The sequence below is a fragment of the Dinoroseobacter sp. S375 genome (assembly GCF_049800775.1).
In the GTDB taxonomy this organism is placed as follows: domain Bacteria; phylum Pseudomonadota; class Alphaproteobacteria; order Rhodobacterales; family Rhodobacteraceae; genus Dinoroseobacter.
On sequence record NZ_JBNAFR010000012.1, the window covers coordinates 1 to 19,024 of the forward strand.

The 19,024-nt window shown below is 56.0% G+C and carries 17 protein-coding genes; 11 read left to right on the plus strand and 6 right to left on the minus strand.

Annotated features, from left to right (window positions below):
- The 3 genes from ACP150_RS19480 to ACP150_RS19490 form a co-directional block, all read right to left on the minus strand.
- A partial coding sequence (locus tag ACP150_RS19480; RefSeq protein ID WP_424968375.1) for a protein-disulfide reductase DsbD domain-containing protein occupies positions 1-568 on the minus strand: 568 nt, incomplete at its 3' end.
- Positions 569-572: 4 nt separating this feature from the next.
- Complete coding sequence (locus ACP150_RS19485; protein ID WP_424968376.1) at positions 573-1,067, minus strand: rhodanese-like domain-containing protein; 495 nt, start codon at positions 1,065-1,067, stop codon at positions 573-575.
- A 20-nt stretch (positions 1,068-1,087) separates the two neighbouring features.
- Complete coding sequence (locus ACP150_RS19490; protein WP_424968377.1) at positions 1,088-1,870, minus strand: DsbA family protein; 783 nt, start codon at positions 1,868-1,870, stop codon at positions 1,088-1,090.
- Positions 1,871-2,459: 589 nt separating this feature from the next.
- Between ACP150_RS19490 and ACP150_RS19495 the strand changes: the two genes are divergently transcribed.
- The 4 genes from ACP150_RS19495 (at position 2,460) to ACP150_RS19510 (ending at position 9,035) form a co-directional block, all read left to right on the plus strand.
- Positions 2,460-4,892, plus strand: a complete 2,433-nt coding sequence (locus tag ACP150_RS19495; protein WP_424968378.1) for an efflux RND transporter periplasmic adaptor subunit — start codon at positions 2,460-2,462, stop codon at positions 4,890-4,892.
- Positions 4,889-8,068, plus strand: a complete 3,180-nt coding sequence (locus tag ACP150_RS19500) for an efflux RND transporter permease subunit (protein ID WP_424968379.1) — start codon at positions 4,889-4,891, stop codon at positions 8,066-8,068. Before ACP150_RS19495 ends, ACP150_RS19500 begins: the two co-directional genes overlap by 4 nt.
- A gap of 33 nt (positions 8,069-8,101) precedes the next feature.
- The gene (locus ACP150_RS19505) at positions 8,102-8,443 is read left to right on the plus strand and encodes a copper-binding protein (RefSeq protein WP_424968380.1); all 342 of its coding nucleotides are present in this window, start codon (positions 8,102-8,104) and stop codon (positions 8,441-8,443) included.
- 100 nt (positions 8,444-8,543) lie between these two features.
- A complete protein-coding gene (locus tag ACP150_RS19510) occupies positions 8,544-9,035 on the plus strand; it encodes a disulfide bond formation protein B (protein ID WP_424968464.1) in 492 nt (163 codons plus the stop codon).
- Here the strand turns inward: ACP150_RS19510 and ACP150_RS19515 are convergent.
- On the minus strand, positions 9,032-9,640 hold the full coding sequence (locus ACP150_RS19515) for a hypothetical protein (protein ID WP_424968381.1): 609 nt from the start codon (positions 9,638-9,640) through the stop codon (positions 9,032-9,034). The two genes, ACP150_RS19510 and ACP150_RS19515, sit on opposite strands and share 4 nt — an antisense overlap.
- Before the next feature lie 288 nt (positions 9,641-9,928).
- Between ACP150_RS19515 and ACP150_RS19520 the strand changes: the two genes are divergently transcribed.
- Positions 9,929-11,278 carry an ISNCY family transposase gene (locus tag ACP150_RS19520; RefSeq protein ID WP_424968382.1) on the plus strand — a complete coding sequence of 450 codons (1,350 nt, stop codon included), beginning with the start codon at positions 9,929-9,931 and terminating at the stop codon, positions 11,276-11,278.
- Here ACP150_RS19520 and ACP150_RS19525 read toward each other — a convergent pair.
- A complete protein-coding gene (locus tag ACP150_RS19525; protein WP_424968383.1) occupies positions 11,275-11,682 on the minus strand; it encodes a MerR family transcriptional regulator in 408 nt (135 codons plus the stop codon). The genes ACP150_RS19520 and ACP150_RS19525 overlap by 4 nt on opposite strands.
- Positions 11,683-11,734: 52 nt before the next feature.
- On the opposite strand from ACP150_RS19525, the gene ACP150_RS19530 reads away from it, so the two are divergent.
- From ACP150_RS19530 to ACP150_RS19540, 3 genes are read left to right on the plus strand one after another with little or no spacing between them, the layout of a single operon-like run.
- On the plus strand, positions 11,735-12,118 hold the full coding sequence (locus ACP150_RS19530; protein WP_424968384.1) for a hypothetical protein: 384 nt from the start codon (positions 11,735-11,737) through the stop codon (positions 12,116-12,118).
- Positions 12,115-12,324 carry a mercury resistance system transport protein MerF gene (merF, locus tag ACP150_RS19535; RefSeq protein WP_424968385.1) on the plus strand — a complete coding sequence of 70 codons (210 nt, stop codon included), beginning with the start codon at positions 12,115-12,117 and terminating at the stop codon, positions 12,322-12,324. Before ACP150_RS19530 ends, merF begins: the two co-directional genes overlap by 4 nt.
- Complete coding sequence (locus ACP150_RS19540) at positions 12,300-12,524, plus strand: GDCCVxC domain-containing (seleno)protein (protein WP_424968386.1); 225 nt, start codon at positions 12,300-12,302, stop codon at positions 12,522-12,524. The genes merF and ACP150_RS19540 overlap by 25 nt, the downstream gene beginning before the upstream one ends.
- 167 nt (positions 12,525-12,691) lie before the next feature.
- Here the strand turns inward: ACP150_RS19540 and ACP150_RS19545 are convergent, their stop codons facing one another.
- The gene (locus ACP150_RS19545) at positions 12,692-13,834 is read right to left on the minus strand and encodes a cysteine desulfurase family protein (protein ID WP_424968387.1); all 1,143 of its coding nucleotides are present in this window, start codon (positions 13,832-13,834) and stop codon (positions 12,692-12,694) included.
- A gap of 84 nt (positions 13,835-13,918) precedes the next feature.
- Between ACP150_RS19545 and ACP150_RS19550 the strand changes: the two genes are divergently transcribed.
- Genes ACP150_RS19550 through ACP150_RS19560 form a run of 3 tightly spaced genes read left to right on the plus strand, consistent with a single transcriptional unit; the run spans position 13,919 to position 18,968 of the window.
- Positions 13,919-14,851 (plus strand): DUF4007 family protein, encoded by a 933-nt coding sequence (locus ACP150_RS19550; RefSeq protein ID WP_424968388.1) that lies wholly within the window; start codon positions 13,919-13,921, stop codon positions 14,849-14,851.
- The gene (locus ACP150_RS19555) at positions 14,848-18,138 is read left to right on the plus strand and encodes a hypothetical protein (RefSeq protein WP_424968389.1); all 3,291 of its coding nucleotides are present in this window, start codon (positions 14,848-14,850) and stop codon (positions 18,136-18,138) included. The genes ACP150_RS19550 and ACP150_RS19555 overlap by 4 nt, the downstream gene beginning before the upstream one ends.
- Positions 18,135-18,968 (plus strand): phosphoadenosine phosphosulfate reductase family protein, encoded by an 834-nt coding sequence (locus ACP150_RS19560; protein ID WP_424968390.1) that lies wholly within the window; start codon positions 18,135-18,137, stop codon positions 18,966-18,968. The genes ACP150_RS19555 and ACP150_RS19560 overlap by 4 nt, the downstream gene beginning before the upstream one ends.
- Positions 18,969-19,024: the final 56 nt, after the last annotated feature.

Below are 19,024 nucleotides of genomic sequence, written 5' to 3' on the forward strand. Positions count from 1 at the left end.
CGGGAACACGTTCGGCATAGGTGGCAATCTGGCCTGCCGAGTTTGTGTCGATTCCGGTACCTTGAGGCAGGGCGAGTGAAAGATCGAAGTCATGGGGCACACAGACAGTCGAACATGTCAGCAAGGACACACGGGCACGCAGTTTCAGAGGGTGCCCGGCGTCTTCAAGTCTCGCGCGGATCGGCAAGACAACCTGACCCGAATAGCCAAAGTTCTCGATTCCGAAGGCCTCGAAACGTTCCGGCGCGGGCCAGAGCAGCTCCGCAGATTTCAGATTGGTCGAACCAGTCCAGTCGATCTCCGGCGCTAGGCCAACCTCACCGGGCGTGCGCCAGTATCCTTTCCAACCCTCGCCGTACTCCAAAGCCAATCCAAGTGAAACCGAGGCGGCATCTGGCGCAATCCCGTCTTCGGCCGAGATCAGACGCGCGGTTACGGCGGGGTTTGAAAAGCCCTCGGATTCGGCAGCCTTGGCGGCATCGGATAGGAAAAGGCCGACGCAACCAAGAAGGAGGAGCAGAGGCCAAACTCCGAAGCGAAAGACGCGGACCGTCATTTTGATGAGCATGCGATCAACGCAAAGTGTCAGGCAGGCTTGCCAACGCCGCCTCCATATCCGTCACGGGCAATCCGCGTGCGATCCAGCCTGGCCCCTTCGGTGATCCCAGCATCCCTTCTGAGACATCGATGAAGCCCGTGTATCCAGCTTGCTTCAAGGCGCTCAAAAGGTGGCCACTGCGCCCTCCGGTGGCGCAGATCAGAGCAATGGGTTTCTCGCCTGAGAAATCGCGTGCGGCGAACAAGCGGTGCTCGAATCCCGGTTCATGCATGCTGATCGGCCATGCATCTTTTGCGACGCCCGTTTCTATCCACTCAGGCCGCGATCGCACATCGATCAGGGAAACCCTGTTCTGCGCCAATGCGTCGGCAGTCTCGGCAGCCGACCAGATCGTGCGGGTCGCGGCCGCGACGAACTGCGGGGCCACGACCCACGACGAGCCAAGCAGGAAGAAACACCGCCTATCCATATTGTCTCCACAGTCGATGGACGACAAACGCCAAGACATCTTGGGGCGAGCCTTCCAGCCTATGCAGCCGTGCAGACATCTCGCCAACCCTCTTCGCGCTCCAGCGCGATGATTTCCCGAACCATATTGTCGCTGATCTGACCTTGGACGACGGTCCGGCCGATCACGAGGGCCGGCGTGCCGACAAAGGCGAACACGCGTGCAAGAGCCGCGCTGTCCTCCAATTCGCGCGCGATCGCAGCACTCTGCATGTCGGCAACCAATTTCTCGCTATCGACGCCAAGATCAGTGGCGAGGCGCGAGAGATATTCTGGCGTTGCCTGGAAAGGGGATTTCATCAGCCGTTCATGAAAGGCGACATAGGCATTTTGCCGTTTCGCTGCCAAAGCCGCTTTAGCCGCGAGATTCGACGTATCGCCGAGGAGCGGCAACTCGTGCCAGGCCACTGTAATTCTGTCCGGCATCTCGCTCGTCATGTCGGCCAACCGTTTGGTCTGCACCCGGCAAAAGGGGCAATAGTAATCCGAGAACGACGCCATCGGGACCTGGGTAGGCGTAGGACTCAGACCACCGTACAGGGCCGAACAAATATTCTCGGAAACACGCTGCAAAGCTGCTGCTTTCTGCGCTGCCACCTCGGTGCTGTCCGCCGTGCCAAGGCCTACAAACGGATCGAAGCCGCCTGACGTCTCACCCGCAACATACTTTCGAAATCCAGCTGGACTATCGAGCGCCTGCAGCTCCAGTTTTTCCGGAAGCAGCGACGGAACTGTGCGCAGGGCCGCGTACCCTGCGATGACCGCACCGATCGTCAAAAGTGTTGACCGTTTCTTGGAATCCATCTGAAGTCTGATCTCACCGTGTCCCCCTAAAAGTCGTAGTGTGCAGCCTTGGAAAAGGTCAACTTTACAAACTGATACAATCTTTCTGTCCCGCTCCGATTGCCGCAACTTCTGGAGAGCGCTATCTCACGCTTATGATTTTGAACGCGTTCTTTTTTCTGCGATCGGCATGTCTTGCCCTTGTGTGTCTGACGATCACAGTCGTCGGAACCCAAGCGATGCCGTTTGGAGAAGAGATCAGCAGCGCGGAGGATGGTTTTCATATCGTCAACGGATCGCCCGGTAACATCCACGCGCATCATTCTCATGACATGTCGGACGACAAAAAAGATGTTCACGCAGGACATGGCGACGGATGCCTTACCTGTCTGTGCTGCGTCATGGATTACCAAGTTACCATTGCGGATCGGAGCGACGAAAGCGCCGCAGCTCCACCGGCTGAGATGAGGCTTTTTGCGGCACACTCAACCCGAGAGCCGCTCGTCCCCGACCGACCGCCCCAACACTCCTGACATTTCGCTGTCCGCCTACGCGGGCTTTTTGATCATGCGATCGCTGCATCCGGTGCAGCCGTCAGGAGACGATATTCATGCGTGGAAGATACGCGGCACTTTCAGTCCTTGCTCTCGCTGCCGGAGTTGGCGGCGGAATATTCCTTGAACGTCTTTACTTGAACCCGGTGGCACAGGCCGGATCCACCGGGCCTGAAATCCTCTACTGGGTTGCCCCGATGGACCCGAACTTCCGGCAACCCGGTCCGGGGAAATCACCCATGGGGATGGACCTGGTCCCTGTGTACGAGGGCGAAGAGCCTTCGGGGGATCCCTCGGAAGTCACGCTGGACGCGGCTGAAATCAACGCGATTGGGGTGCGCACAGCGCTCTCACGCATGACGGAGGTCGAGCCTCGAATCGAGACTGTTGGGTTCGTCGGATATGATGAGCATTTGACCAGCCACGTGCACACCCGCGTCGAAGGGTGGATCGAGAAACTCAAGGTGAGGGCCGTCGGTGACCGAGTGCAAGGAGAACAAGTACTGTTCGAATTGTTCTCACCACTGATTGCTGCGGCAACCGGCGATTTGGTGCGCGCCGTTGAGGCTGGTGACCCTCGTATCCTTGATGCGGCTCGCAATAAGCTGATGAGCCACGGCATGTCAGCACGTCAGATTGCCGAAATCGAGGCTGGGGGTGAACTTGTACGCAACATCGAAATCGAAGCCCCGCAGAACGGTGTTGTCATCGCCCTGAATGCGGCGGACGGGATGTATTTGCAACCTGGGACACTCGCGTTTTCAGTCGCGGATCTGTCTCAAGTCTGGCTCATCGTCGACGTCTTCGAACGTGACATCGCCAGACTCTCGGACGATATGCGAGCGGTCGCTCAGTTCGAACATCTTCCGGGACGCAGTTTCGAAGGTGAGATCGACTATATTTATCCCGAGCTGGACCCTCAGACCCGGACCCTGCCTGTAAGGCTAAGGTTCGACAATTCCGATGGTGTCCTTCGTCCCGGCATGTTCGGGAGCGTAAGCCTAGTACCGACAGAAACACGGACTGTATTGACCGTACCGTCAGAGGCAGTGATCCGCACTGGATCAGCGGAACGGGTCATTCTGAAAACGGGTGAGGGGACCTTCAAACCCAGACTGGTGACTACAGGATTGCGAGACAGTTTCGGCGAAGGTGGACGTACCGAGATTTTGCAGGGGATTGGGCCCGGCGAGGAGGTGGTGGCCTCCGCACAATTCCTGATCGACAGCGAAAGCGCTCTGAGTGCCGGCTTTATGCGCATGGCACCAACGGATGCGGAGCCTGCCCGCGGCAAAGGCATTCTCGTAGATCTCGACCGCGAAACCCGGGTCGCGCGCGTTCGTCATGATATGCTCGAGAGCCTGGACTGGCCGGCGATGACGTCCGAGTTTCCTGTAAGGGCTGGCGTTTCGCTTGACCGGCTGAATGCGGGTGACGAGGTCGCCTTTCTTGCTGCAAGGGGTGCCGACGGGCTTCTCAGCTTGATGGAGCTTGCACCTGATGACGGCATTGCAGGTACGGGAACCGGGATGGCTCTGGCCGTCACGCCAGACGGCAAATTGACCCTTGAGCACGGTCCAATCCCTGAGCTTGGCTGGCCCGCCATGACCATGGATCTACCGGTGGTTGGTGTCGATCTCGACGCAGTGCCGCTTGATGCACCTATTGAGTTTGATTTGGCAGCGGACGACGGCGGAATGTTCTCTGTCATAGCAGTCCGTGCCGAAGGCGCAGAGTCCGTCGCCGTGATGGAGCCAGCAGAGGAGCCCGCGGAAGGGGCTCCACCAATCGTCGTCTCTGGGACCATTGATGCTCTGAACGCCGAGAATGGGAGAGCGACGATCACTCATGGTCCGATGGCTGAAATCGGCATGCCCGGGATGACCATGGAGTTTCCCATCGATCCAGCCTTGGATGCGACTACATTGATGACCGGCGCGGAAATGACGCTGACATTCGCGCGCCCGGACGGGATGAATATGGTTTTGGCTGCGGCCGAACCGGTGACCCCCGCCGCCGCCCCTATTGTCACGACCGGCTCCATCAACGCTGTGGATGCCGCGGCGCTCAAAGCAACGATCAGCCATGGGCCGATGAAAGAAATCGGGATGCCTGGGATGACCATGGACTTCCCGATTGATCCCTCAATTGATCTAGCATCCTTGCCGACAGACGCCGAAATGACGCTGACCTTCGCGCGTCCGGATGGAATGAATATGGTTCTGGCCGCGGCTGAAGTTGTCCCTCCACCGATGCAGGTCACAGGTCAGATCAACTCCATCGACAATGATACGAGGACAGCAAACGTCACTCATGGCCCCATGGTCGAAATCGGGATGCCAGGCATGACCATGGATTTTCCATTGTCGGAGGACGTCGAGGTTTCACGCCTGCCAATTGGAACTGACGTGACGCTTATTCTGCGACGAAACCCTGACTTCTCGATGACGCTCTTGGATGTGACCGTTGACGGGAGCGTGACGCAATGATCCCGGCGATAATACGCATCTCGCTCGCCAACAGGTTCGTCATTGTTGCTTTAGCCTTCATGATGGGTGCGGCAGGCATTTGGGCCATCCGCGAAACACCGGTCGATGCTATTCCGGATTTGTCCGATGTACAGGTGATCGTCCGCACACCCTATCCGGGACAGGCGCCCCAGGTCGTAGAAAACCAGATAACATACCCGCTCGCGACGGCCTTGCTTGCAGTGCCCGGTGCCGAGGACGTCCGTGGGTTTTCCTTTTTCGGCGACAGCTTTGTCTATGTTGTTTTCGAAGACGGCACGGATCTTTACTGGGCCAGATCTCGTGTGTTGGAATATCTCGGACAGATCTCAGGCAGCTTGCCGGAGGGGGTCTCACCGCAGCTTGGACCCGATGCCACGGGCGTGGGATGGATTTATCAGTACGCGCTGATTGACCGGACTGGAAATCATGATCTGGCCCAACTCAGAACACTCCAAGACTGGTTCCTGAAATACGAATTGCAAGCCGTGGATGGTGTGTCCGAGGTCGCCACCATCGGCGGCATGGTCAAACAATACCAGGTTGTTGTCGATCCCAACAAACTCCGGGCCTATGACATCACGCTGGCCCAGCTCAGAAACGCGATCCAAGCCGCCAACCGTGAAACCGGCGGCAGCGTCATCGAGATGGGCGAAGCGGAGTTCATGATCCGCTCGTCCGGCTACATCGATGAGCTGTCAGATCTCGCAAGCGCGCCTCTCATGGTCAACGAGCGCGGCGCGGCACTCACCCTTGGGGACGTCGCGGACATTCGGTTGGGACCGGAGATGCGGCGCGGCGTCGGTGAACTTGATGGGGAAGGGGACGCCGTCGGAGGCGTCGTGGTTCTGCGTTGGGGTGGCAATGCTCTTGCAACGATCAAAGCGGTCGAAGAGCGCATTGAGGAGTTGCGGCCCAACCTGCCGGACGGCGTCGAGATCATAACGACCTACGACCGGTCAGGCGTCATCGAGCGGGCCATCGAAAACCTGCAGAAGAAGCTAACGCAGGAATTCATTGTGGTGGTTCTGGTCTGTGCCGCCTTCCTGCTGCACCTGCGATCCTCGCTGGTGATCCTGCTGTCGCTGCCATTGGGAATTTTCGCCGCGTTCATCCTGATGAAAGCACAGGGCGTGAACGCCAATATCATGTCCCTTGGCGGCATAGCCATCGCGATCGGGGCAATGGTGGATGCGTCTATTGTCATGATCGAGGCTATGCACCGAAGACTGGAAAAGGAAAAACTGACCGCAGAGAACAGATGGCGGATCGTGCAGGAATGTGCGGCCGAGGTCGGCCCGGCACTCTTCTATTCCCTCGCGATCATCACGGTAAGCTTCCTCCCTGTCTTCGTGCTGGAAAACCAGGAGGGGCGGCTATTCTCTCCACTCGCCTATACCAAAACCTACGCGATGGCCGCCGCGGCGATCTTGTCGATCACGCTCGTGCCAGTCTTGATGGGGTACTTCGTTCGAGGGCGGATTCTGCCTGAACGGAAGAACCCGCTGAACAGGCTGGTTGTCTTCATCTATCGCCCGTTCCTTGATGCGGCGATCGCATGGCCTTGGGCCACCACTTTGCTGGCCGGTGCGCTGGTCGCCTCGATGTGGTATCCCTATCAGCGCCTTGGTTCAGAGTTCATGCCGGAGCTGAATGAGGGCGACTTCCTTTACATGCCCAGCTTCTACCCGGGCATATCGACAGGAAAAGCGCGCGAAGTTCTCCAACAGACCAATCGACTGATCGCAACCATTCCGGAGGTCGAAACTGTTCACGGCAAGGTGGGACGGGCTGAGACGGCAACCGATCCCGCGCCCCTGACGATGGTCGAGACAACGATCCAGCTGAAGCCGGAAGAAGAATGGCGTCCCGGCATGACGATGGAGAAAATCCGCGACGAGCTTGATCGGACGGTCCAGGTGCCGGGTGTCACAAATGTTTGGATCCAGCCCATCAAAAACCGCATCGATATGCTGGCAACCGGGATCCGCACACCAGTTGGTGTGAAGGTCTCGGGGGCCGATCTCGATGTGATTACGCAGATCGGGATAGAGGTTGAACGCGCTGTCGCGGAGATCGAAGGCACGGCGTCCGCCTATGCAGAACGACCAGTCGGCGGTCGATTCATCGAAATTGACGTGAAGCGGGACGCTGCCGCGCGGTACATGATGAGTGTCCGGGATGTGCAGGATGTTGTGCAGACTGCGATCGGCGGGATGCAGGTCTCAGAGTCGGTTGAAGGTCTCGAGCGTTTCCCTATCAACCTGCGCTATCCGCAGGCGTGGCGCGACAGCCCCGAGCGGCTCGAAAACCTGCCGGTCGTCACACCTTCCGGCGCACATGTACCTCTAACGGCCCTCGCGGATATCCGCATCGTTGATGGGCCTGGCATGATCCGTTCAGAGAATGCAAGGCGGACAGGTTTCGTCTTCATCGACATCGCCGGGCGAGACTTGGGCGGATACGTGGCTGAAGCCCAGAAGGTCGTTGCTGAGACTGTAGACTTGCCACCCGGCTACTCTCTGACTTGGTCCGGTCAGTACGAGTATATCGAGCGGATGCAGGACAGGCTTGCCATCGTGGCACCCGCGACCTTGTTGATCATCACGCTGATGCTGTTTCTCGCCTTCAATCGGGTAATCGAGGTCGGCATCATCCTTGCTGCCCTTCCGGTGGCACTCGCGGGGGGCGTCTGGTTCCTGTGGTATCTCAGTTTCGATATCTCGATTGCCGTGCTGGTTGGCTTCATTGCCCTTGCGGGTGTAGCTGTCGAGACGGCTATCGTCATGCTGCTTTACCTCAACCTTGCTTGGGAAAAGCGGCGAAAACTGGCCCAGTCCGAAACACGCAAGCTGACCCGTGACGATATCGAAGACGCGGTGTTCGAAGGTGCCGTTTTGCGGGTCAGACCGAAAGTCATGACGGTGGCCACGATCTTCGCGGCCCTCATCCCGATCATGTATGGCACCGGGACCGGCTCTGAAATCATGCAGCGGATTGCGGCCCCCATGATCGGCGGAATGGTCACCGCAACGCTACTGACTCTGTTCGTCATTCCTTCGATCTTCGTGATCTGGAAGCGGCTCGCACTGCGCCGCGTGAACCGCGAGATCGGTCCCCTTGTTCTGCGACCGACCGATGCGCTGCCCGCTGAATAATTCAACTATCAACCCAAACAAATGGAGACACCAATGAAAACACTGACAGCAACACTTGCTCTGCTCAGCATCACCGTGACGGCAGGTTTCGCCCAGATGAACCACAACATGGATCACTCCAACATGCCGATGTCGGATGAACAAATGGAGGGAGCTGTCCATGCCAAAGCCGTGATCAATTCGATGGGTGACGGAGTCGCAAATGTAAGCCATGACCCCATCCCTGAAATCGGTTGGCCGGCAATGACGATGGATCTGACGGTGCTCGACAACGCACAGATGATGGGCGAGGTGGCCGCCGGTGACGAGGTGACGCTCATGCTCGTGCAAGGCGAGGATGGCATGTACGCAATCGGCGCAATGATGCCGAACTAAACAGTTGTTTGCGGTCGTCAAAGCATTGTCGACCGCAAACTCTGAGCATATCGACACTGGTATCAGGTTAAGAGGGTTAAGCATGAGATCATTATCCCCTATGCAGATTGGCGGTATCGCCGCCCTTGGATCGGCGGGTCTCCTACTCGGTGCATTCAGCTTTCAGGCACTTGGTTATGCACCGTGCGCGATGTGCATCTGGCAGAGGTATCCACACGCCGTGGCGATTGGGGCAGGCGTGTTCGTGGCCATTGGACTTGCTCCATTGCTTTTCCTAGCTGTTGGTGCCGCGTCCGCAGCGACGACCGCTGCTATCGGGGTGTACCACACGGGTGTCGAACGCGACTGGTGGCAAGGGCCCACATCTTGCACCGGGTCCGGACTGGATTTCTCGAATATGACCGGCGCAGATCTTCTCCCATCAGCATCGTCGGGTCCTTCCAACCTGGTCATGTGCGACGAGGTCGCCTGGGAGTTCCTTACTCTGTCAATGGCAAGTTGGAATGCTTTTTGGAGTGCCGTGCTTGTCGGGATTTGGGTTCTGGCGATTGTGCGAGTATTGGCCCACGGGCAGTCTGCAATGTCGACCTAGAGCTGCAGACGAACGAAAACGGTTGCCAGAGCTGTCAGGCAGCCTGCTCCGGCGAAAAATATCAGAAGCGCGAAGGCAGTCGGTCCGATAGGTGCGGGAAAGAAGCGGAGCACCGGCGCGAGGCGTGTCGAGCGCCGGACCGCTGATGCGTACAAAGGTATGGCGCTTACCAAAGTTGCATAGAGATAGACCCCGGAGATGTTGTCGAAGAGTGCAGAGCGCGCAAGTGTCGGTGCGACGACCCGCAAAGCCGTCGCACGGCTTCCACCAAACGATCCGTACCAGTCGGCTGAAGCAACGTAAATTAACGCGTGAAGGCCAACGAAAAGACCAAGTCTGAAGAAGATGTCGACGACGATGTAGGTCCCTGGATCGTGACCGCTTCTGGAACTTTCGTGAGACAGCGCGAAGAGAAAGAAACCAACGTAGTTGACGATGACAACTACTGGCAAACCGTTCGTCAAAACCTGCCGCAAAAATCGCCCTAGAGCGGGACCTCCGCCTGCCAAAGCGGCTGTAAAACCAGGCGAAAGCGCGATGTAGAGTATCAAGCCCGGCAGCAATCCTGCGAGACTGAATAGCAGGACGTTTCTGAGAAATACCATTCCTGGCATCCGGGTGGTGAAGTGCCGTTCCAATTGAGTAGACCAAGCTTAAGCGTTGTCTTCAGTCTAGCTTTAAAAGAAGATGCTTTTCTACAGACAGTCATCCAAATCGCTCAGTGTTTCCGTCTTCCTGTTGATTGCAATATCCCGGGTCAGGAAATTGCATATTACTTAACATAAGATTGATTATGCGCCATGTCAGCTGTAGCCGCAAAGCTAAAATGTCACCCGTCTGCAAATCAGGAATGTCACTCTCGCCCGCAATGATAACGAGCAGAGAGATCGGACATGGGATGGGTGATTATGAGCGAGCGCGAGCTGAACCGCGTGGAAGTGTTGGCACAGGTTGATGATGGACGTCTAACCGTCGACAACGCAGCGAACATGTTGGACCTGACACGTCGCCAGGTATTTCGGCTGTTGAAGCGGTATCGACACGATGGCGCATCAGCGATCCGGCACAAGGCGCGCGGCAAACGTCCGAACAATTGCATCCATCCTGCCAAACGAGACTACGCCTTAAGTGTGATCAAAGAGCAGTATTCAGACTTCGGGCCAACACTTGCAACTGAGATGCTGGTCGAGCATCGCGGCTTTAAGGTGTCGCGCGAGACAGTTCGCAAGTGGATGCAGGAAGACGGTCTTTGGCTTTCGCGCAAACAGCGCCGCACGTTCCACCAGCCACGATCGCGCCGGGAATGCTACGGTGAGTTGATCCAGATCGACGGCTCAGACCACCGATGGTTCGAGGATCGCGGCGATCCTTGCACCCTGCTCGTTTTCATTGACGATGCGACCAGCACGTTGATGGAACTGCGGTTTGTGACCTCAGAGAGCACCTTCAGCTACTTCGAAGCACTGGAAAGCTATCTGCTCAAACACGGTCGCCCTGTCGCCTTCTACAGCGACAAGCACACCGTCTTCCGTGTTCCAAAGCCCAACGAACACATGACGGGCATGACCCAATTCGGGCGTGCCCTGGCGGAGTTGAACATCGAGATCATCTGCGCAAACTCTTCTCAAGCCAAAGGTCGCGTCGAACGCGCAAACCGCACATTGCAAGACCGCCTCGTCAAGGAGCTTCGCATTGCGGGGATCTCAAACATGGAGGACGGCAATGCTTTTCTGTCTGGCTTCATCGAACGCTATAACGGCAAGTTTGCGAAGGCTCCCGCCAAGCCAGACAACCTGCACCGCGCCTTGAACATCGAGCCGGATCGCCTTGCCGAAGTGTTCTGCCTCCGCGACAAACGCTATGTCACCAAGGATTTGACGCTGAAGTATGACCGTAAGCGGATCAAGCTGGAAGTGAACGACCTGACCCGCGGTCTCGTCGGCAAGTACGTGGATGTCTACGAGATGCCGGACGGACGTATCCAAGTCAGGACCAAAGGTATCGCCCTGCCCCATTCGATTCTCAACCCGGAACGGCGTGTCACTCATGCCGCAATCACAGAGAGCAAACATCTCAGCGCGGTGCTGGCCCACATCAAGGCCGAGCAGGATCCGCAGCCAGCCAGTCCCAAGGTCAAACCGGTCAGCCGCAAGAATGGATATGTAAAAACTGGGCGGCGACCGCCAGGAAGGCCATCTAAACTTGAACTTCACTACGCAGCAAAGCGGGCCGCAGAGACCTAATGTCCCTCGGCTGAGGTCGAGGTCATTAGTGCGTCCAGCATCGGGCAATCACGTGTACCGGCCGAGCAGTTTTCGACCAACTCGGATAAAGCCCCTTCAAGTTTCTGAAGCTCGAAGATCTTCGCTTGGACATGCTCAAGGTGTTTTCGGCCAAGTTGTTCGACCGCTTCACATGCGTCCGATGGCACCTTTGCCAAGTTTTTTAGCGCGACCGCGTCGTGGACAGAGAAGCCTAGATCACGGCACCGTTTGATAAAGCGGAGCTCAGATATCTCAGCGTTTGAGTACAGTCTTCGGCCCGACGCGGTGCGCTGTGCTTTTGTGACGATACCCTCGCGTTCATAGTAGCGGATCGTTTCAATCGATACGCCGCTCAAACGTGAAGCTTCTCCAATCGCGATCACGTGAACATTCTCCACTTGCTCCTGTAGTGACTACAGGTTGTATCAGATTTTCATGATGTCGAACACCGATACCCTCGAAGAAGAAGTGAATGGCCCAAACCGCATTTTGATCGGCGGAGCAGGTTTTCTCGCTTTACTCAGCGCGTCTTGCTGTGTTCTGCCCATTGGGCTGTCGATTATTGGACTCGGTGGCACGTGGCTGACGATGCTTGGTCCCTTCGTTGCTTATCGCGTAGAGATTCTGGTTGTTGTCGGTTTGATCCTGGCCTGGGGGTGGATCCGGCTTTGGCAGAGATGGGGTTGCGCGCGTCGGAGACGGTCCACGGTCATCCTTCTTGGCTTCACAACACTCGCATTTCTCTTGGCTGCCAGTTCACCATTTTGGGAAGAAGACGCGGCCCGCACCATGTGGGCATTGTGGAGGCAATCGCGATGAAGGGTTGGTTGTTACCTGTGAGCTTAGGCGGAGCTGGATTGGCTGCGGTCTGCTGTCTCACACCCTTCCTACCTTGGTTGTTCGGAACACTTGGGATCAGTGGAGCGCTTAGCTACGTCTACCGTGACGACGTATTGCTGCCGATCCTTGCAGGTTTTCTAATTCTATCAGGATACGCACTATGGCAACGCAAGCGAACGAAGTAGCTCTACAGTCCACGATCACATGCCCGGAATGCGGGACATCAGTCGAAGAAACGATGCCGACAGATGCCTGCCAATGGTTTTACGAATGCACAAGTTGCAAGGTCGTGCTGAAGCCAAAGCCGGGCGACTGCTGCGTCTATTGCTCCTACGGAACCGTCCCCTGCCCGCCCATTCAAGAAGGAGGCTCGTGCTGCGGCTGAAGCTCCGCAAGGCTTTTCAGCCCTGCGATATTTGAGGTCTCCGGGCTGCTAAGCCTTGCTCCCGTCGCGCTCTGTGGTGACACTTCTGCTTTGCAAACCGAGTGACATTTCTACTTGGTTGCAACATTCAGCAAAGCTGACGCACCTGAGCTCAGCGCCGATCTTACTCAATACATTTTGTCAATAGTATTAGATATGATGCTGACGGCATCAATCACCTGACCTTCTGTTGAAAACCGTCCAAAACTAAATCGGATACACTCCGCTGCATCTGAGTCTGACCAGTCCATGGCGCGCAAAACGTGAGACGTTTCGATCGATCCGGAAGAACAGGCAGATTGAGATGAGGCGGCAATCTGCGGTTGGAATCGCGCCAAGAGATCAGATGCGTCAAACCCAGGGAACCGCATTAACGCATTGCCGGGATGTCGGTGATTCAACACTCCAACCAGCTCTGCTATACCCTTCTCTTGCAGTTGCATTACGAAACTGTCTCGCAAATTCGCAACCATCCTTCGCTCGGCCGCTCCGCCTTCTCCAAGTATTCGACATGCCTCTCCAAACCCAACGATCAGCTCGGTTGGCTGTGTTCCACCTCGCAAGCCAGCCTGTTGGCCTGCACCTACGATCACAGGCCTCAAGACTTTGGACATCCCAGGCAAGGTCAGCAAAGCCCCTACCCCCTTTGGACCGTAGAGCTTATGCGCGGAGATCGTCGCAAGCCCGACATCAAGTTCGAGCAGATCGATGTCCAAAGCCAACGGAGCTTGGGAAAGATCGACGTGCAAGAGAACGCCATGTCTTGAGCAGAACTCGGCAATGGCACGGAGATCAGTGATAGCGCCATTTTCGTTGTTTACACCAATGATCGATACGAGTGCTGTCTGTTCGTTAATGACATTTTTGAGATGGTTGGCATCGGGCGCTCCGCCTCTGTCGAGGGCAATATGTTGGACGACCAGACCAGCGTTTTCCGCCTCATTCAGCACAGACCAATGATCACCAGCTCCGACGAGTACGGCATTGCGGTTCGTGAGTTTCGAAATGTTCTGAGCCGAGCGAAAAACCATAGCATTCGCTTCACTTGCGCCCGACGTGAAGACAACGTCATCACCCTGTAATCCAAAGAGATTTCCGACTTTTTGGGCTGCTTCCTTGATCGCGACTGCGGCTTGCCACCCGAGGGCGTGATCTGCCGAATGAGGGTTGGCAAACAAGGTTCTTGTTGCATGTGACATTGCCTCAACGACGCGGTCGTCAACGGGTGTCGACGCTTGGTAGTCTAGATAGATCGTTTCACCAACCTGCATGTCAGCTCCAATACTGGACGGAGTATCCAGAAAGTGTATAACTGAGTTGTGTACTGGATGACATCCCCAGCAGGTCAGGCAAGCATGCAAAATCTTAAATCCGATGGCTATCGCCCGACCTTCTCAGGTCATGAGACTTTCCCCTTGCGATATGGGTGGCTACAAAAAGCGTATCGTGCTGTAGACGACGCGCCGTCCGCGAAAGCCGCAGTGCATGTTTTCCGAGACCCGGACTCTATCGCGCGCTTTGGCGTCGGGCGAAACATGGTCGGTGCAATAAGATATTGGGCGACAGCCGCAGGTGTGCTCGACGAGACCGAAGAAGGCCTTGAAACGACTTGGCTTGGCGACCTGCTATTTGGGAAAACCGGAACGGATCCGTACCTTGAGGAAGATGCGTCTCTATGGCTGCTTCATTGGAACTTGGTCTCACGCCCAAGACTAACCTCGGCCTATTGGCTCTTCAATGAATACCGAGGCGGAAGCTTCGTTCGAAAAGATATCGAAGAGCAGCTTCTCAAACTTGCTCTGGAATGTGGGTGGAGCCGCGTGGCACCAACGACAGTTGACCGCGATCTTCAATGCCTGCTGAGAAGTTACATCGGCGGACGCGGGTCGAGTGAAGCGGGCGACTCCATTCTCGCAGAGCTTGGTTTGATAAGGCCTATGGACAAGACGCGCTCACGACTGTCCCGCGGTCGGAAACCTACCCTGCCAGATGCGGTATTCCTGTACTGTTTCAAAGAATTTTGGGAGCGCTTTTCACCAAGTCAATCGACAATGACATTTGAGAATACCGCCTACGCCCCCGGCTCACCGGGGCGCGTATTTCTTCTGGACGAGGATGATATTGTTGAGCGCCTTGAACGGCTTGAAGAAAACTCGGACGGGTCTCTCGTTTGGTCCGAAACAGCGGGTCTGCGGCAAATCATTCGCCACAAAGACCGATCAATGAAGACTGAGCGCCGGCTCTTGAAGGATGCCCTCAGTCGCAGTCGGGTGCAGGTCGCAGCATGAGCGAAGTCGCAACGATCACGCCAAGGTTTAGACGATCGGTACGGCTCGATATTGACTTCGCATCCGCAACCGCAATAGATGGTTTTCATTGCCCCGCATCTTTTCGAGCGGCCATAAAATTCATGGCATCGCACGTAGCCGAAACTGAACAGGGTGCCTTCACTTGGACAGGGCCTTACGGCGGAGGCAAATCAAGTCTGGCTGTTGCGCTGGCATGTTTGTTCGGCGCCGCGAAGCCAATCAGAGAGCGGGCAGCCAGCCTGTTTGGGGACGACGTTTTCAACGCCCTGAAATCCGCGCTCCCGTACTTCCCATCGCGATGGGATGTGCTGCCACTGGTCACCGAGCGGCGGTCACTGACTGACCAATTGGCCGAACTCCTCGATCTGCCGAGGCCATGCAACGCATCTGAAATCCTGAAGGAGATCGAAGGCAGAACAAAAAACCGATGCCTATTGCTCATCATGGATGAGCTAGGGCGCGGGCTGGAAGCAGCAGCAGATGGAGACGGGGACCTCCACCTACTTCAAGATATTGCCGAACTTGCGGCTCGAAGCCAAGGACGGTTCATTTTCCTTGGCGTTTTGCACCAAGCGTTTGAAGAATATGCGGAACGCCTCGGACGCAAAGCCAGAGATTCCTGGGCAAAAATTCAAGGTCGGTTCGTCGACATATCGATATCCGTGTCACTTGAAGAAACCGTAGAACTCATTGGGGAAGCTTTAGGTCACGAACGCGCTGTCCGAAAAGCTCTGCCTCTGGCAGAAGAATGTGTTACTCAGTTGCGGCCATTGCGGAAGAAAACCGAAGCGAAGCGGATGGCCGGCAAACTCGCTCGGACTGCGCCGCTGCATCCTCTGACCGCATGCCTTGTAGGCCCACTCTCTCGGAGGCGGTTTGGGCAGAACCAACGGAGTGTGTTTTCATTCTTGAGCTCGGCAGAAGCCTTTGGTCTGCAGGATGCGCTCGCAAGAGATTTGGCCGCTGAATACTACCCTCCTCATTTGCTGTGGGATTACCTTCAATCAAATTTCGAAGCTGCGATCCTGTCGTCCGCTGACGCACGCCGGTGGGCCTTAGCGCATGATGTTTTGGAGCGATGCGTTGCTCGGAGCGCAGGCGAAACGGAACAAGCCGTTTTGAAGACGATAGCAATCTTCGAGCTACTCAAAGAGCGATCCGGGCTTGTGTCTGATCTCGACACCCTAGCGCTTGCGCTCAACGAAACTCGTCGTGTTGATGTTGAGACCGCGCTGGCCCGCCTTGAAGAACAATCGGAGATCGTTTTTAGAAAACACGTAGGCAGCTACGTCCTTTATGCAGGATCAGACTTCGACGTCGAAGCTCGCCTTGAAGAAGTCTTGTCCGAAACCAGAGAAATAGACGTCAATCTGGTCCGCGCGCTTGCAGACCTGCAACCGATGCTTGCAAAACGGCATCACGAAGAGACTGGTGCCATGCGCTGGTTTGAAATGGTGATCGAACCTATCGATGCACTGGATGACGTAAAACCAGCGAAAATCGTGCAAGATATCATTGGACGCGTCGTCTTTGCTCTCCCCATGGCCGGAGAGAGCCAAAGAGAAACACGCGACAGATGCACGCGCGCGGCGAAAGCCCATCCCGAATTTCCACAGATCGTCGGTCACCACTCTGAGGCGTCGAAACTGCTCGACCTCGCTCGCGAACTCGAGGGTCTCAATGCGCTCGAAAGAAGGTTTCCGGAACTGCAAGGCGACCCTGTTGCACGCAAAGAAATCGATGCCCGATCTTCGGAGGTTCGCCAACGCATCGAGGCATTCCTGCATAACTTGATCAATGAGTGTGATTGGTATGTGGGAAACAACAAGCCCCAAAAGTTCAGCAAACGTCGCCTGAACGAGCAACTGTCTGATCTCGCGGATCACATCTATCCTGATGCCCCGCTGATCTCGAATGAGCTTCTGAACTGCTCAGATCCATCATCGAACGCTGTGAGCGCACGCACAAAGCTCATGAAGCGCATGGCAATGCGAGGCGTTGAGGATGATCTTGGCTTTGGTGGAAAAAACTACCCCGCCGAGCGTGGTCTGTACATCTCCTTGCTGAAGGAATCGGGAATTCACGATGGAGGAACGTATCTCCAGCCAACTCCAGAAAGCGCGCTGGCACCGCTTTGGCGATGTGCTGACGATCTATTGGCATCTCGGGCAGGTACAGTAGGCGCCGACGAAATTATTCGTGCTTGGGGCGAAGCACCGATCGGTTTGAAGAGTGGGCTTGGCCCTGTCTTCCTGACTGCTTATGTGTTTTCACGCCGGGATCGCGTCGCGGTCTATGGGGAGGGCGTCTTTCAAGCTAGTTTCAATGAGCTCTGCGTGGAATTTCTTGCAAGAGACAGCAAGGACATCCAGCTGCGGCGCGTTGAAATGGAGGGTTTTGTTGGGGCAACACTGAAGACCTTGGGCAGCCTTTTGAAGATCAAGGGCGAAGTGCAGCCCCTCATTGTCGCGAGAACCATAATCGGTGAATTTGATGCGCTTGTCCCGTGGACGTCCCGAACTCAGTCGTTGTCTCCCAAAACGCTGAAGGTTCGCGAAATCCTCAAGCGCGCGAGTGATCCAAATAAGCTTCTGTTTGATGATTTGCCAAAACTGACAGAACCCCGCGCCGACGGTAGCTTCGACCCAAACGCAACTGCGGTTTTGCTCCGAGACGCGCTTGCAGAAATGAGAGCTGCCTACCCGAAGATCCTTGAAGATCTGAAGGACTTGATGCTGCGGGAGCTCGACGTGCGCAGTCAATCCGAAGACGCATACCAATCACTTCGTGATCGTGCTGATAACATTCGGCATATTGGTGGCGATCTGCGTCTTGAGGCGTTTGTCGGTAGGTTGACGCAGTTTCATGGAACCCGCGAGGACATGGAAGGCTTAGCTGGCGTCGCCATCAATAAGCTTCCGCGAGATTGGAATGACAGTGACCGCGAACAGGCTGCCGTCGGTCTAACCGAGTTGGCGACCAACTTCTTGAAGACTGAAACCATGGCCCGGGTGAAGGGCCGGAAAGATGGTCGACACGCAATGGCTGTTGTCATGGGCAAAGAGGACATGCCTCATTCGCTCTTCGAAGAGATCCAGGTCGCCGATGTTGATTGGGGTGACGTTGAGAGACTTGCAAGGAACTTGGATCAGGCACTCAGCGAAGCAGATCAGCAACGTCGTGAGGTTATCTTGGCTGCGCTTATCGAGGTGGCGTCCAAATATCTCAATGCGAATGACAAACGCCGCGTTGGGGAACGTGCATGAGCCAAACACGCCACGTCTTGGGTCTGTCGGGCGGGCGGGACAGTGCAGCGCTCGCGATTTTCATGCGCCAGCGCCACCCTGAGATCGATATCGACTACTTCTTTACTGACACCGGGAAAGAACTGCCCGAGGTATATGAATATCTGACCCGTTTAGAGGGGTATCTCGGCAAGCCGATCCAGCGTCTCAACCCAGATCGTGACTTCGATTTTTGGTTGAAGAGCTATAAAAGCTATCTCCCGTCCGCGCAGTCCCGTTGGTGTACTCGGCAGCTGAAGCTTCGGCCTTTCGAGAAATGGGTGCGCGAGTACTTGGAGGCCGGCGACACTGTGGTTTCGTATGTCGCCATCCGAAGCGATGAAGAGTACCGTGAGGGATATCAGTCTAAGAAGGAAAAGCTGTTCGTACGATTACCATTCAAGGACGCGAACATCGACAAGCCTGGTGTCATTGAGATCCTTGAAGGTTCCGGGCTAGGCCTTCCCGACTACTATCACTGGCGCAGCAGGAGCGGGTGCACTTTCTGCTTCTTTCAGCAGAAGATCGAGTGGGTTCGCCTGAAAGAAGAACATCCGGAAGCATTTGAGGAAGCGAAGCGGTACGAGAAAACCGCGCTAGAGCACGGTTCGCCGTTTACGTGGAGCCAGGGTGAATCTTTGACCGAGTTGGAGCAACCAAAACGGCAAGCGAGGATAAGGGAGGAGCACGAGAAACGGCTCGAACGAGCTCGGGCGAAGCTTCAATCCAATCCACTTCGACCTAACGAAGCGATAGACCTTGATGATGTTTATGGAGGCGCAGCCAAGGCCTGTCTCACATGCCACAAGTAGAGATTCTATGGGATGCAGCCCCGTTTTTAGCGCACATTGGCTATGAAAAAGGCCGC

Bases quoted from the DNA above. Each gene is read 5' to 3' on its own strand.
- ACP150_RS19485 (WP_424968376.1), bottom strand. From the start codon at position 1,067: ATGTCTTGGCGTTTGTCGTCCATCGACTGTGGAGACAATATGGATAGG.
- ACP150_RS19490 (WP_424968377.1), bottom strand. From the start codon at position 1,870: ATGGATTCCAAGAAACGGTCAACACTTTTGACGATCGGTGCGGTCATC.
- ACP150_RS19495 (WP_424968378.1), top strand. From the start codon at position 2,460: ATGCGTGGAAGATACGCGGCACTTTCAGTCCTTGCTCTCGCTGCCGGA.
- ACP150_RS19500 (WP_424968379.1), top strand. From the start codon at position 4,889: ATGATCCCGGCGATAATACGCATCTCGCTCGCCAACAGGTTCGTCATT.
- ACP150_RS19505 (WP_424968380.1), top strand. From the start codon at position 8,102: ATGAAAACACTGACAGCAACACTTGCTCTGCTCAGCATCACCGTGACG.
- ACP150_RS19510 (WP_424968464.1), top strand. From the start codon at position 8,544: ATGCAGATTGGCGGTATCGCCGCCCTTGGATCGGCGGGTCTCCTACTC.
- ACP150_RS19515 (WP_424968381.1), bottom strand. From the start codon at position 9,640: ATGGTATTTCTCAGAAACGTCCTGCTATTCAGTCTCGCAGGATTGCTG.
- ACP150_RS19520 (WP_424968382.1), top strand. From the start codon at position 9,929: ATGGGATGGGTGATTATGAGCGAGCGCGAGCTGAACCGCGTGGAAGTG.
- ACP150_RS19530 (WP_424968384.1), top strand. From the start codon at position 11,735: ATGATGTCGAACACCGATACCCTCGAAGAAGAAGTGAATGGCCCAAAC.
- merF (WP_424968385.1), top strand. From the start codon at position 12,115: ATGAAGGGTTGGTTGTTACCTGTGAGCTTAGGCGGAGCTGGATTGGCT.
- ACP150_RS19540 (WP_424968386.1), top strand. From the start codon at position 12,300: ATGGCAACGCAAGCGAACGAAGTAGCTCTACAGTCCACGATCACATGC.
- ACP150_RS19545 (WP_424968387.1), bottom strand. From the start codon at position 13,834: ATGCAGGTTGGTGAAACGATCTATCTAGACTACCAAGCGTCGACACCC.
- ACP150_RS19550 (WP_424968388.1), top strand. From the start codon at position 13,919: ATGCAAAATCTTAAATCCGATGGCTATCGCCCGACCTTCTCAGGTCAT.
- ACP150_RS19555 (WP_424968389.1), top strand. From the start codon at position 14,848: ATGAGCGAAGTCGCAACGATCACGCCAAGGTTTAGACGATCGGTACGG.
- ACP150_RS19560 (WP_424968390.1), top strand. From the start codon at position 18,135: ATGAGCCAAACACGCCACGTCTTGGGTCTGTCGGGCGGGCGGGACAGT.